Genomic DNA, 14567 nt, shown 5'->3' on the forward strand with positions numbered 1-14567 from the left:
TGTTTGAGAGATATGTTTATATTACTAGAATGATGAGAAAACGCTTTACTATGATAATGTATTGGTTAAAATGAAGATAGCCTTAATGGAGTGAAAAGGAGATTTGGAATACAGTAAATAGGGATTTACGTCTTGTACATGTGATGGTATAACCACTTTATTAGTAAAATGGATTATTGATAAGTTGGTATTTAATAAATAACAGTTTATGGGGTAGATGCTTAGATTCAATATAGGATGTAGAGTAAATAATACGGACATTTTGGAATGATATATTCACGAGAAAGACATATTTAGTGACTTTCTTTTAATAGTTATTGGTAATAATCATAAGTTGATTTGAGAGGTTATATTGTATGAAAAAATATTATGTTGGTTTAGATATTGGAACTTCATCGGTTGGTTGGTCAATCATGGATGAAAATTATCATTTGTTAAAGAAAAAACATAAGAAGACGATGGGCGTTACTTTGTTCAAAGAAGGACAAACGGCGGCTGATCGACGGGGATTTAGAACAACTCGAAGAAGACTGTCACGGCGGAAATGGCGGTTAAAATTGTTGGAGGAATTTTTTGATCCTTATATGGCAGAAGTTGACCCAACCTTTTTTGCACGTTTAAAGGATTCAAATATTTCACCTTTAGATTCAAATAAAAAGTTTCAAGGTTCATTATTGTTTCCCGAGAAGAGAGATACGAATTTTTACGATGAATATCCAACAATTTATCATTTAAGAGATAAGTTGATGAACGAAGACAAGAAATTTGATTTACGTGAGATTTATATTGCAATTCATCACATTGTAAAATATCGTGGTAATTTCCTTAAATCAACATCAGTTAATTCTTTTAACATTTCAAAAATTAATTTGAAGTCGGATATTGATGCTATTAATCAGCTTTTGGATGAAAACAAAGTAGTAATTAATAATGAAAATATTGATGAAGTCGAAAAATTACTTTTAAATTTTGATCTACGTAAACTTGATAAGCAAAAACAGGTTAAAGAGTTATTACTTGAAAAGACTTCAAATAAAGTTTTATTAAAGGTAAATAAACAGGTTACCGATCAATTTGCGAAAGCAATTATTGGCTATAAAATCAAGCTAAATGTTCTCTTACAAAAAGACGTTGATAACCAAAGTGATTGGACATTTTCTTTTGACGATGAAGGAATTGATGATAAGTTAGCCAGCTTGGAAGCAAGTATGGATAAGAATGAAATTGAAATAACAAATTTAGTTAAGGAAATTCATGATTGGGTAACATTGAATGAGATTGTTCCTAATGGTCAAAGTTTATCGCAATCAATGATTGAAAAATATAAAACACATCAAGATCAACTTAAATTATATAAAAAGCTAATTCAAAGAGTTGATAAAAAAGATGCTAGGTTACTGAAGCAGGCTTATTCAAATTATATTAATCGTAAAGATGAAAAATTGAGATCATATTCTAAGGATGATTTTGTAGGTGAAGTTTCTAAAATCTTAAAGAAACATGATGAATTTGAAGAAGCTGCGACTTTACAAGGAGCGATTGAACTAGATAATTTTATGCCCAAGCAAAGGACGTCCGCAAATGGTGTAATTCCGCGGCAACTTCATCAAAAAGAACTTGATAAAATTATTGAAAACCAAGCAAAATATTATCCTTGGTTAGCTGAACTAAATCCAAATGAAAAGCGACGCAATGAAGCCAAATATAAATTGGATGAATTAGTTGCATTTCGTGTTCCATATTATGTTGGACCAATGATTGAAAGAAATGATACCAACAAGGATAATAATGCTAAATTTGCATGGATGATCAGAAAAGAGCAGGGAAGAATTACCCCATGGAATTTTGATGAAAAAGTTGATCGAAAACAATCAGCAGAAAATTTCATTAAGCGAATGACAACTAAGGATACGTATTTGTTAGGAGAAGATGTTTTACCTGATAATAGTTTATTATATCAAAAATTCAAAGTTCTCGATGAATTAAATAATCTTCGAATTAACGATAAAAAGTTGACGGTTTCTGAAAAACAAGGAATTTTTGAAAACTTATTTACTCGGAATAAAACAGTGTCGGTAACGAAGTTGCAAGATTACTTGGAAAGTACTGGGGAATATTTAACAACGCCTCGAATTTCAGGATTGTCTGATGAGACTAAATTCAATTCAAATTTAGCTACGTACTTGAAATTTAAAGACATTTTTGGAGAAAAGGTGGATAATCCTGATTACACAGATGATTTAGAAAAAATCATTGAATGGGCAACTGTGTTCGAAGATAACGATATTTTTATGGATAAGCTTCAGAAAATTTCATGGTTGTCTGAAGATGAATACCGTAGATTAAAAGGATTGAGATTGCAAGGATGGGGCCGGTTATCAAAGAAACTGTTAACTGGAATTTTTGATGAGAATGGTCAACGGATTATCGATCGAATGTGGAATACCAACGATAACCTAATGCAAATTGTTACATCCGATAATATTTCAGAGCAAATTGCTAAATATAATGAAAAATTTGTAGGTAAGAATGATGTTAAAGCTGTTTTAGAAGATGCATATACTTCACCGCAAAATAAAAAGGCAATTTGGAAAGTTGTTAAGGTAGTTAACGATATTGAAAACGTAATGGGTTATGCACCAACTGCGATTTCAATTGAATTTACGCGAAGTAATGAAAAATCAGAACGAACAAAATCAAGGATGCAGTATATTCAAAATGTATATAAGAATATTGCCAAAGAGATTACGGATGATTCATTATTAACAGAATTAAAGAGTAAAAATAACAATAAAGATTATTCAGATCGATTGTATTTGTACTTTACTCAATTAGGTCGGGACGCTTATACAGGTAAAAAGTTAGACATTGATAATTTAAGTAATTACGATATTGATCATATTCTTCCGCAAGCGTTTATTAAAGATGATTCATTGGATAATCGAGTTCTTGTTTCACGTGCAGTCAATAACGATAAGTCGAGCAGAGTACCTTTGAAGTTATTTGGAAATAATTCAATGCCGGATCAGGTATTAGGAGCAAAAACGATTCGTGGATTTTGGCAAAAATTGAGTGAAAATAACTTGATTTCTAGGAAAGAATATCTGAACTTAACGACGGATCCTGAAAAAATCAGGAAATATACTAAGAAGGGATTTATAAAGCGACAATTGGTTGAAACTTCACAAGTTGTTAAATTAGTTTCATCAATTTTAACTGAAAAGTACCAGAATGAAGATACTGAAATCATTGAAATCAAAGCAGCATTGACGCATCAACTTAGAGATAAATTTAGATTTACTAAGCTACGTAATTTAAATGATTTCCATCATGGATTTGATGCGTATATTGTAAATATAATTGGGCTCTATTTATATAAGCGTTATCCAAAATTAAGAAGTTATTTTGTATATAACGATTTCAAGAAATTAAGTGATAATGCGGTTAAGAATTTAAAAACATTTAATTTCCTGAGTGACATTGAGAACAAAGATGTAATTGAGTATGATGGACAAATCGTAATGAATAAGCAAGACGTATTTGAGCATCTTGAACGGGCTTACATGTCTAAAGTTTTACCAGTTTCAAGGGAAGTTTATACGAATGAAAATAACATGTTTAAGCAGACTATTTTTCCAGCTTCGACAGCATCATCTAAAAAATTAATACGAATTAAAAATAATAAGCCAGTTGATATTTATGGCGGATACACTTCAAATAATGATGCTTATTTAGCAATTGTAAAGCAGAAAGATAAATATCAGGTTGTCGGAGTTCCGATGCGTTCATTAAGCAAACTACAGCAAGCAGAAAGAGAAGGACATCAGGAGTATCTTAAAGCACTGAAGGAAGAATTGACTCCTCAATTTATTCAAATAAAGAAAGATAGAAAAACAGGTGAGGTAACTAAGAAGATTAATAAATTTGAAATTATACTTGGAAAAGTTTCTTTTGGTCAATTAATAGTTGATGGCGATCAGAAATTTACATTAGGAAGTTCAACATACAAGTATAATGCGAGTCAGTTAACACTTTCTAGGAAGTCGGTTAATATTCTTGCTCGAATTGGGAAAAAAGAAAATACAGATGAAGAATTAGAGAATGTATATGTAGATATTCTTGATAAAGTGAATAAGTATTACGCACTGTATGATATTAATAAATTTAGAGAGCGATTGAATAGTGGGCTTGATTTGTTTAAGAAATTGAGTATTGGAGAAAAAGAGAATGTCTTAGATAACATGTTAGATGGTCTTCATGCAAATGCAACTTTGGGTGACCTAAAGAAAATAAAAATTTTAACTCCATTTGGTAAACTACAGATCCCAACTGGAATTAAACTTTCTTCCAATGCTGAATTAATTTATCAATCACCAACAGGTTTAATTGAAAGAAGAGTGAAACTAAAAGATTTATAAAATTGAACATAGAAAAACCGCTCTAAAAAGAGCGGTTTTTAAATGGCTGTCATAGAACAGCTCACAAATTTAAACTTGGCAAAAAGCCTTGTTTGATTTCAACTCAGGATGTTAAATCAATAAGTTTAAATACTCGGGAATCACCCGACAACTTAATTGTATAAAGTGAATAACTAATTTGTCAAGGAGGAGTTTTTATGGGTTGGCGATCGGTAATTATAACGCAACATGCTAAGTTATCTTATTCTGCACATATGATGAGAGTTCAAACAAAAGATGGAATTAACCAAATCCCAATTGAAGATATTGATTTATTATTAATTTCCACTACGCAAGCGGTTATCAGTAGCGCCTTAATAAGTGAGCTTACACATCAAAATGCAAAAATCATATTTACGGATTTGAAAAATCAACCAATTTGTGAAACAGTAGGATATTATCCTAATAATCGTTCTTTAGGTCTTTTAGAAAAACAGATTTCTTGGGAAGATAATCAAAAGCAAAAACTTTGGACGAAGATTATTAGATCAAAAATGACTAATCAGTTAAATATATTAAAATTAAGGGGGATTGAATACGAAGATTTAGAGCAAGAAATTGACAAATTAGAGATTGGTGATCCGACTAATCGCGAAGCGGTTGTTGCTCAGAAATATTTTCCAAGATTATTCAATAAACAAAATTTTAGTCGCCGTAATTCATCAGCAATCAATGCAGCGTTGGACTATGGTTATTCAATTTTATTGTCAATAATCAATAAAGAAATTGTTTCGGTAGGATATTTAACCCAGTTAGGTATTCATCATCATAGTAATGAAAATCAATTTAACTTGGGCTCTGACTTAATGGAATGTTTTCGACCAATTGTTGATTATTGGGTGTCAGGACAAAAATTTAATGAACTAACCCCCGATATTAAGTATGGACTAGTTGATATGCTGAACATTGAATTAAACTATAACGGAAAAACAATGTTATTAAGAAATATTATTCCTGTCTATGTGAGAAAGTGTATGAACTATCTAAACAAAGAAAGTGACTCAATGCAAATCGAGGTGGAATTTAAGAATGAGGTACCGAGTAATGCGATTAATGGTTATGTTTGATTTGCCAATGGAAACGGGGAAACAACGTAAAGCGTATCGGATTTTTAGAAAGAAGCTGATAAATGAAGGATTCTTGATGATTCAATATTCGGTTTATGTTAGAGTATGTGTTAATCGAAAGGCTGCTAATTTTTTGGAAAAGAGAATAAGTACATTTTTACCGAAAGAAGGGATTATTCAGACTTTAATGTTAACGGAGAAGCAATATAATGATATGCACTTCTTAGTTGGGAAGGAGAGGGATGATGTTCGAAATTCATCGGAAAGGACGATCATATTATGAAAATGAATTATATGGGTCATAAGCCATTCGATCTATTATCAGGAGAGATTACAGTTTTGGGAACAAATAATCGTTCGGTATACTCAGATGTTATTTTAGGCCTGCAGGGATTTAACGACAAAGTTAATTTTTTTGATGATGATTATCAACGAATCGATATAAGTAAGGCGATGGATTGGGATGGAGATATCATTGATAGTCAAAACCTAATGAGTAAATATAACACTGAATTAGTAAATGCGCTTGTTTCTTCTATAACTGATGAACAACGAAATCAGATCAATAAATGTGAGAATGATTTATATACTGCTATTCAAGATGCGATGCTTTATATGGATTTACCCCTGGAAGTTTCTTATGACGGAAATTTAAAGAGGGTATTCAAAAACAGTAAAATTCATTTGTCACCTTCAATCTGTATGAATCCATATGTTATAATTGAGGCGGATTTTAAACTGCATAGAGAATGTAATGACACTTCTTGTATTGGATTAAGTAATGTTGCTAATTATTTATCTCGGAATCAACTACAAGAAATTGTTAGATTGAATGCAGAGCTTAAAACTTCGGCCTTGATTATTGAATTTATAGAATTAGAAGATCTTAATTTCTATAAAAACTGTATTTGTTACTATATTGACGAGGACTTTGTTGATTGGCGGCCCTGAAATTATGAGAGCATAATTATAAAATGCCGGTTTCAGAAGGATGTTAAATCAATAAGGTTGAGTACTGCCGGTACACATAAACATGCCAGTTGTTTGTTTCAGAAGGATGTTAAATCAATAAGGTTGAGTACAAGGGTTCCTTGCGTTATTCGATGGGGTTAGTTTCAGAAGGATGTTAAATCAATAAGGTTGAGTACAAAGTACATGGTATCCTGCGTGTCGACAATGTTTCAGAAGGATGTTAAATCAATAAGGTTGAGTACATCCGGTTGTCACCAACGTTCAACTCAATAGTTTCAGAAGGATGTTAAATCAATAAGGTTGAGTACCGCCGGAACAGCGGACACGCCGCAAAATGAGGTTTCAGAAGGATGTTAAATCAATAAGGTTGAGTACCGGGTAAGTCCGAAGAGGACGCCATTAAGTGTTTCAGAAGGATGTTAAATCAATAAGGTTGAGTACACGGAGTGCCGTTGGACGTGATTAATCACCGTTTCAGAAGGATGTTAAATCAATAAGGTTGAGTACTCCCGGTTGTGTTTTAACATTAATATTAACGTTTCAGAAGGATGTTAAATCAATAAGGTTGAGTACCGGCACAGCTGGTAAACGGTGCTATTCTTGGTTTCAGAAGGATGTTAAATCAATAAGGTTGAGTACGGGAATTAAACAACTTCCGCACTTCATCACGTTTCAGAAGGATGTTAAATCAATAAGGTTGAGTACTCGGGCGGCGTAAGTATTCCATCGGCAACAGTTTCAGAAGGATGTTAAATCAATAAGGTTGAGTACTTTACCAACGGTATTTATTTCGATTTGTTTGTTTCAGAAGGATGTTAAATCAATAAGGTTGAGTACTGCAGTTTACTAAAGTGCACGCGCACTACTGTTTCAGAAGGATGTTAAATCAATAAGGTTGAGTACCGCTAACTCAGTCGGCTGCCCGTTCTTATCGTTTCAGAAGGATGTTAAATCAATAAGGTTGAGTACGATTTTGGGGTTTTGTGTGGTAAAATGACGGTTTCAGAAGGATGTTAAATCAATAAGGTTGAGTACAACCTGGGCAGAGAAAGGTGTCAAAGTTGAGGTTTCAGAAGGATGTTAAATCAATAAGGTTGAGTACTGTATCAGTCGTGGGTAGATATTTAAACACGTTTCAGAAGGATGTTAAATCAATAAGGTTGAGTACCAACGCCAACGCGACAAACCCCGCCACGATGTTTCAGAAGGATGTTAAATCAATAAGGTTGAGTACCGCGACCGGAGTTAGGTCAACGGATAGAATGTTTCAGAAGGATGTTAAATCAATAAGGTTGAGTACAACGACACCGTTGCATCGAGCTGATCGAACGTTTCAGAAGGATGTTAAATCAATAAGGTTGAGTACTCCCGATTGTTCCGATGATACCGCCGACCAGTTTCAGAAGGATGTTAAATCAATAAGGTTGAGTACAAGAGATTGACGAGATTAACAAACATCTCAGTTTCAGAAGGATGTTAAATCAATAAGGTTGAGTACGGTATCCCAACGGTGTATTGCGACTTTTGCGTTTCAGAAGGATGTTAAATCAATAAAGTTGAGTACGCACCATTATTAGCATACGTGGTTCTTTCTGTTTCAGAAGGATGTTAAATCAATAAGGTTGAGTACAACCTCATGGCCGGCGTTGACCGGAATACAGTTTCAGAAGGATGTTAAATCAATAAGGTTGAGTACAATGCAGACGTTGCAAAACTCCAGTCACGGGTTTCAGAAGGATATTAAATCAAGGCTCTTTGTCAACAAACACTGATGAGTGATTTTCGAAATAGTTTAACGGATTTCCGTTAAGCTATTTTGGCTCTTTGTCAAATCCTGTTGATGAAGAGATTGAGGCTGGGAAAAAACTAATTTTTCTCAGCTTTGAATAAAGAAAAACGAGCTAAATTCCATGACTTTTCAAAAAATTTAGCTCGTTTTTTTGGCTCTATAATATGAAGTATTGATGAAGAAACCTACTGATACCGCCATTATAGAATCACTTTTACGTGTATATGAAAAGCCGGACGATGAATCGCTTTTGATTCCTCGTCCGGCTCTTTTTAATGAACTGGGAGTTTTTTCCCAGCCTCTTTTTGGTATCTTCGCATTCTCAAGCAACATAATTCGGCGGATAAGCTGATCGTAATTGCGGAAACCGTATGCCACCCGTTGGAGCTGTTTAATTTTCCGAATCGTGCCCTCCAAAGCACCATTTGAGTACGGCGAACATGCGCCATTAATGACATACTGGTAATTATGTTTTAGACTTCGTAAAACACCCTGCATTTGGGGGCCGACGTGGTGCGTTTGGTTTAAGCACGCCGCGAGGCGCTGGTGGTCACGCTGTCGTAAAGCATGGTTAATCTCCTGCATAACATCGTAAGTATTACTTAGCTGTTCATTAAGTTGAAGGCCATTATTAACGTGTTCTACGGGCGACATCCATTGTTGAAGATGAACATCATAGTAATTGTGCGTACTTAACTGATCACTGGCAATCAAATACTGTTTCCAGCCAAACTTGAGGTACTTGTAGGCCTGCGAATGCGGGTCAAAGTCTTTAGTAATCTGCGCACGTAGTTGATTAAAAGCCCGGTTAACCATTTGGCAGAGATGAAAACGATCCAGAACAATCATCGCATGTGGGAAAAGACGCTTAATAATCGTTTGATAATGGTAGTTGAGGTCGAGCGTAATCGTTTGAACCCGAGCGCGTTCAGCCGCTGAGAAGCCGTTAAAGTAATTCAAGAGTGACCGTTGGTCGCGTTGACCCAGAATTTGATAAATCCGATGGGTATCGTTATCTAAACAGATAAAATGTAGCTGGTGGCCAACGCCGCGAAGCTCATCGAAGGCTAAGTTTACTGGTAAACCGGCTTGTTTAACTTGCGGAAAGTCAGTGACGGTCGCTAATTCACGGGCCACTGTACTGGGGGAGACCCCTGTATCTGCCGCAATCTCTGTCATTGCCAATTGACGGGTTAACTTAATCCGCACCTTCTGTTTAACGACATTACTGATATGACAATGACGATCAACAAGCGGTGTCGTGGCCATCATCGTGGCGTGACATTGTTGGCAACGTAATCGTTCTTTGCGTAAATCAAGATAAACTGGCCGCGAAGCGTCCACCGTCAGGTATGGCATTGACACGCGAGCACTTCCGTTGTGAACGAGCGTTGAAAAGCCACATGATGAACAACGTTTAGCTGTCGCTTTAAGGGTGCCATAATAGACTTTCACTCGTCGGCTATGTCGTAGTTCTGTTTTATAACCAGTAAAAACAATATTATTGTCTTCAATATCGAGCGCAAAGTGGATATAATCGTTAATGGAGTTCATAGTATCAAGTCCTTTGTTTGGGTATTGGTGGATTTTGGGTACTATGGCTCTTTTTTATTGGTCATAGTACTCAAAAATCCTGTTGATATAGTTTAACATTTAACCATATCAACAGGATTTAGTGTAGAGCCGCTATTTTTTGTGTATTCAGGTGGTCAAAATCAATGTATTCGTTCCGACAGGATAAGAGGATCCGGCTCCGGAAATGATCAAAGTTCCGGTAACCATACGCAACCAGTTTAATCACTTTGATTTTATTGTTAATGCCTTCAACCGGGCCGTTTGAAAGCTGACACTTAAAGCTAGCGATAATCTCAGCGGCATGTTTGCGAAAGGTACGCTGAACCCGTTTTAATGCCTCCGGAAGGCGCTGAAGTGGCACCGCAATCAGCTGGTTAAAACGCTCAGCATCACGATGATGCACGCAGAATAAAAGTTCCTGATAATAAGCGTAGGTAGCGGCCAGCGTTGGATCCATTTTTAATAACCGATTGATTACTTCACTATCAGTCAAAGCGGCGTAACGGAAGTTCCGGCGGCGCCGGAAGTGTTGGTAATCAACCTTAGTTTAATCTTGACTCAACAGTTTCCAATAACGTTTTAACGCCCGCCCAACATGGCTTTTCGCCCCACGGGCTTTAATTACTTGGCGACGAACATTTTGGAGAGCGCGGTTACATTCGCCCACAATATGGAAGCAATCCGCAATCACAACGGCGTGCGGAAATAATTGTTTAATTAGTGGCCGGTACGGATCATATAAATCAACGACAACCGCCTGAACTCGCTGCCGGACGGCTAACGGATATTGATTAAAGTAATGCGTTAAATAATCATTTTTGCGGGAGCGAAGCACGTCTAACAAGCGACCATTTTCAGGATTAACTAAGATCATACTCATTTCATTGGCACTCCATGGTCCGCCCTTAAAATCATCCGGGGCAATCGCCCGGGGTAACCAATTATGGTTAACCTGCAGATCTGATTGCGTTAAGCGTAAGACTCTAAGAACCGTGGTCGTTGAAATCGATAAACGCTGCGCGATTGCGCCGCATGACTGGTTGGTATGGAATTCTTGAACGACGCGATACCGAACTGCATTGGCGATGCGGTAACGATGATTAATTCCCATCACAGCAGCAATCTTAGTCACCGTACGCGGGCATAGCGAATCAGGACGACAAAGATATTTTTGTTTACGAATGCGCAGAATCGCCGGCGTCCCACACTGCGGATAGCCCTTAATATCGACCGTCTGAAACCCGTTTTTCAACATTGGCCGCCCACAAAGGGGACAAGTCATGGGATAGGTTTGCATTAGATGAATAATCAAGGTTCCATCTGCGGTTGGCGCCGTTGGGTTAGAAAAACGTGGATCAAATTTGAGCGTTAGGTCTTTAATTCCAACTAAATCTCTGATAAAACTGTCCGTGGTTTTAGTGGGGTAGCTCCAAGCGAGCTACCTTTTTTCATCTCTTTTTTTATAAACCATGATAGCAAAAACAGCACTGGTGGATTTTTCTCCATCAGTGCTGAATATTATAGAGCCAAATAACGGTCAAAACCGTCATAAACGTTGATATATCAATACGTTAATATGCCACTGGCAGGAGTCGAACCTGTACTCGGGTAACCCGAACAGCGACCTGAACGCTGCGCGTCTGCCAATTCCGCCACAGTGGCATCGCTCAAAAGCTTACTGTATTAGTATACATGATTTTGTCTGGAATGCAAGAACAATTTTCAGTTTTGTCTTTAATGGCCAGAAACGTAAAGAGTGCTTTAAGAAGCAGTTTCCCGTTAATATAATAGGAAGTCTGGGCGGTGTTTATGATATAATCAAACCATAAAAAAGATTGGGAAGTGAGCAGAATGCAAGAGTACAAGAACATTCTTGTTCCGGTCGATGGGTCAGCTACGGCTGAGAATTCATTGAAGCGGGCTGTCGAGATTGCCCGGCGGAATAACGCCCACCTTGATATTTTGAACGTCATTGATTTAAAGCAGTTTACGGTTAACTTTGGTGGGGTCGTGGATACTAGTGGCGATGTTGTTTACCAGACATTTCAGGATGCTGAGGACTACGTTAATGGACTAGTCAAAAAGGTTAAGGAAGCGGGCTTTGAGGATATTGAGCCACATATTCGGTATGGTTCTCCCCGGTCGGTGATTTCAAAGGAATTTCCGGCGGACCATAACACGGACTTGATTGTAATGGGACCGACTGGGTTAAATGCCGTGGAACGCGTTTTAGTCGGAGCGGTGACGGACTACGTTATCCGGTTGGCCAACTGTGATGTGATTATCGTTCATTAGAAGGACGAGAACCGGCTAATTTGATGTAATTAGTTAAGCGATGGTCGTGATGAGGAGTCACGACCCTTGCTTTATTAAAGGGGAGGATTGCATGGGAACAGCCATTGTTGTGGTGGCATTGCTGGTTTTAGGGGTAATTAGTTTTCGCCTCAACCGGCAATTAATCAGCTGGCGTCAACAGCTTGGTCAGCGGGGCCCCGTTGAGTTAACAGCGGGCCAACAAGTTGCTATTAGTCAGCTGCGCCATGATCGCCGGAAGTGGATTCTGTTAAGTCAGGTGCTTTTTGTAATTGCGGTGGTGATGATTTTTAGTGGTTCCTTTACGGAACTGTGTTTCTTCCTGGATCTTTATACGGTTGCCAGCATCGTTGTTCGGCAATCCAATATTCAGGAAGCAAAGCTGATTGCCCGTGGAAGCTAAAGGTGGGTTTTCAGCGAACGTTTTTTGCGATACCATAGTATCGTGATGATAACGGTTACAAAAAAGGAGGACTTAGCGTGGAGAAGATTATGGCAATTAATTCGGGGAGTTCAAGTCTGAAATTCAAACTCTTTGCAATGCCCGCCGAAGAAGAATTAGCAGCGGGGCAGATTGAGCGGATTGGGATTGACGGTTCGCGGGTGACGATTAAGAATCAGGCTGGTGAAAAGTACACAGAGGAAACGCCGGTGCCGGACCATAAGGCGGCGGTGGGTCTGTTGATGAAGCTCCTTCGGCAGTTATCAATTGTAACGGACCCCGAAGAAATTACCGGGGTCGGCCACCGGGTTGTTGCTGGTGGGGAAGCGTATAAGCAATCGGTAATTGTTGGCGATGACGACGTGGCGCAGATTAAGGCACTGGCCGAATACGCACCGTTGCATAATCCGGCAAACGGGGCGGGAATTCAGGCCTTTAGGGAATTGCTTCCGCATGCAGTTTCCGTTGCGGTGTTTGATACGTCATTCCACCAGACCCTGCCACCAGAGAACTACATTTATAGCGTACCGTACGAGTGGTACGAAAAATGGGGTGTGCGGCGGTACGGAGCCCACGGAACGAGCCACCGGTACGTTACCCAGCGGGCGGCGGAAATCTTAGAAAAGCCGTACGAGCAGTTAAAGCTGATTAGTTGCCACCTAGGAAACGGTTCATCCATTTGTGCCGTTCAAAACGGGCAGTCGTTTGATACGTCAATGGGCTTTACCCCCTTGGCTGGGCTGACGATGGGAACTCGTTCCGGAGATGTTGACCCATCGTTGGTTGGGTTTGTCATGGACAAGCTGGGGATTACCACCGGAAACGAAATGGTGACCCTCCTGAACCACGAAGCTGGATTAAAGGGAATTTCCGGAATTTCATCGGATATGCGTGATATTCTTGCACAGGCTGCGGCCGGAAACGACCGGGCCCAGCTTGCCCTGGACATTTTCGTGCGGAACATTGTGCGCTACATTGGCCAGTACGTTGCCGAAATGGGCGGGGTGGATGCGATTATCTTCACCGCCGGTATCGGGGAAAATTCAGCCCCAATCCGGAAACTGGTGCTTGACCGGTTGGCTTACATGGGTATTAAACTTGATTCTGCCGCCAACGAGCACCCGAACGGCGATTGCGTGATTTCAACGCCGGATTCAGCGGTTACGGCTCTGCGGGTTAAGACCAACGAAGAGTTAATGATTGCGCGGGACGTGCAGCGGCTTGCGCATGAGGCGCAGTAATTAGAGCTTTAAACGAGCAGTGACCTTCGGGGAACTGCTTGTTTGCTATTTGGAGGAACGAATGAAGAATGTGCGGTTAACGGTTTTAGCAGGCGTGAATGGTGCGGGCAAAACGACGCTGCGACAACGGCAGGCGCAATTGTTTGCGGGTGACGTGATTGTTGATGCAGATGATTATTTACGGCACGCGCATGGTAACTGGCGGCGGGGGAATGACCGGATGACCGCGGTCATGGCAGCCCGGCGTGCGGTGGGGGAACAACTGGCGGCCCACCAGGCAGTCACCTGGGAAACGCCCCTCGGCGGAACGGCGCGGACGGCCCTTCGCCTTGTTGCGCAGGCCCATAAGTATAAAATGACAGTGCGGTTAATCGGCGTCTTGGTTCCGGATGCGACCACGGCCTTACAGCGGGTTACCGCAAGGTTTCAACAGGGTGGCTTTGGGGGCAGCCAGGTAGACGTTGAGGCCCGGTTTACCCGGGGAATTGCTAACCTCCAAACAGTCCAGCAGGTGGCGGATGAAGTCCTGTTATACACTAACCAGGACCGGTTACGGTTAGCGTACGAGGAACGGGCTGGCGTTGTTTTCCGCGATGATTTGGCAGCTCAACTTGCCGGGAGTAGTGTTGGAAAGTATTTTTTGTGAACTATTGGTGAAATTAAGTGATCTCCGTAGCGGACTTTCGGTAAATCGTGGTATGCTACACGTGG

General features: G+C 39.3%; 9 protein-coding genes, 1 tRNA gene, 1 pseudogene and 1 CRISPR repeat array. Of the genes and pseudogenes, 8 read left to right on the plus strand and 3 right to left on the minus strand.

Annotated features, from left to right (window positions below; all coding sequences use genetic code 11):
* Positions 1–356 precede the first annotated feature (356 nt).
* The 4 genes from cas9 (at position 357) to csn2 (ending at position 6475) form a co-directional block, all read left to right on the plus strand.
* Positions 357–4418 carry a type II CRISPR RNA-guided endonuclease Cas9 gene (gene cas9, locus QOR60_RS01785; RefSeq protein WP_283581646.1) on the plus strand — a complete coding sequence of 1354 codons (4062 nt, stop codon included), beginning with the start codon at positions 357–359 and terminating at the stop codon, positions 4416–4418.
* A 197-nt stretch (positions 4419–4615) separates the two neighbouring features.
* Complete coding sequence (cas1, locus tag QOR60_RS01790) at positions 4616–5524, plus strand: type II CRISPR-associated endonuclease Cas1 (RefSeq protein ID WP_283581647.1); 909 nt, start codon at positions 4616–4618, stop codon at positions 5522–5524.
* The gene (cas2, locus tag QOR60_RS01795; RefSeq protein WP_283581648.1) at positions 5502–5807 is read left to right on the plus strand and encodes a CRISPR-associated endonuclease Cas2; all 306 of its coding nucleotides are present in this window, start codon (positions 5502–5504) and stop codon (positions 5805–5807) included. The genes cas1 and cas2 overlap by 23 nt, the downstream gene beginning before the upstream one ends.
* Complete coding sequence (gene csn2 / locus QOR60_RS01800; RefSeq protein WP_283581649.1) at positions 5804–6475, plus strand: type II-A CRISPR-associated protein Csn2; 672 nt, start codon at positions 5804–5806, stop codon at positions 6473–6475. Before cas2 ends, csn2 begins: the two co-directional genes overlap by 4 nt.
* Before the next feature lie 29 nt (positions 6476–6504).
* A CRISPR array of direct repeats spans positions 6505–8192; the repeat unit is 36 nt; unit sequence GTTTCAGAAGGATGTTAAATCAATAAGGTTGAGTAC.
* A 231-nt stretch (positions 8193–8423) separates the two neighbouring features.
* Here csn2 and QOR60_RS01805 read toward each other — a convergent pair.
* From QOR60_RS01805 to QOR60_RS01815, 3 genes and pseudogenes are all read right to left on the minus strand, one after another.
* A complete protein-coding gene (locus QOR60_RS01805; RefSeq protein ID WP_283581650.1) occupies positions 8424–9839 on the minus strand; it encodes an ISL3 family transposase in 1416 nt (471 codons plus the stop codon).
* A 118-nt stretch (positions 9840–9957) separates the two neighbouring features.
* Positions 9958–11157, minus strand: a pseudogene (locus tag QOR60_RS01810) (ISL3 family transposase).
* Between the two features lie 280 nt (positions 11158–11437).
* Positions 11438–11522, minus strand: a tRNA-Leu gene (locus QOR60_RS01815).
* Between the two features lie 189 nt (positions 11523–11711).
* Here QOR60_RS01815 and QOR60_RS01820 point away from each other — a divergent pair.
* The 4 genes from QOR60_RS01820 (at position 11712) to QOR60_RS01835 (ending at position 14502) form a co-directional block, all read left to right on the plus strand.
* Entirely contained in the window at positions 11712–12155 is a 444-nt protein-coding gene (locus QOR60_RS01820) for a universal stress protein (RefSeq protein ID WP_283581651.1), read from the plus strand.
* 91 nt (positions 12156–12246) lie between these two features.
* Positions 12247–12576 (plus strand): hypothetical protein, encoded by a 330-nt coding sequence (locus QOR60_RS01825; protein ID WP_283581652.1) that lies wholly within the window; start codon positions 12247–12249, stop codon positions 12574–12576.
* 77 nt (positions 12577–12653) lie between these two features.
* The gene (locus QOR60_RS01830; protein ID WP_283581653.1) at positions 12654–13856 is read left to right on the plus strand and encodes an acetate/propionate family kinase; all 1203 of its coding nucleotides are present in this window, start codon (positions 12654–12656) and stop codon (positions 13854–13856) included.
* A gap of 61 nt (positions 13857–13917) precedes the next feature.
* Positions 13918–14502: an AAA family ATPase gene (locus QOR60_RS01835; protein WP_283581654.1), complete on the plus strand. Its 585-nt coding sequence runs from the start codon at positions 13918–13920 to the stop codon at positions 14500–14502.
* Positions 14503–14567: the final 65 nt, after the last annotated feature.

Source organism: Ligilactobacillus hohenheimensis, assembly GCF_947381805.1.
GTDB lineage: Bacteria > Bacillota > Bacilli > Lactobacillales > Lactobacillaceae > Ligilactobacillus > Ligilactobacillus hohenheimensis.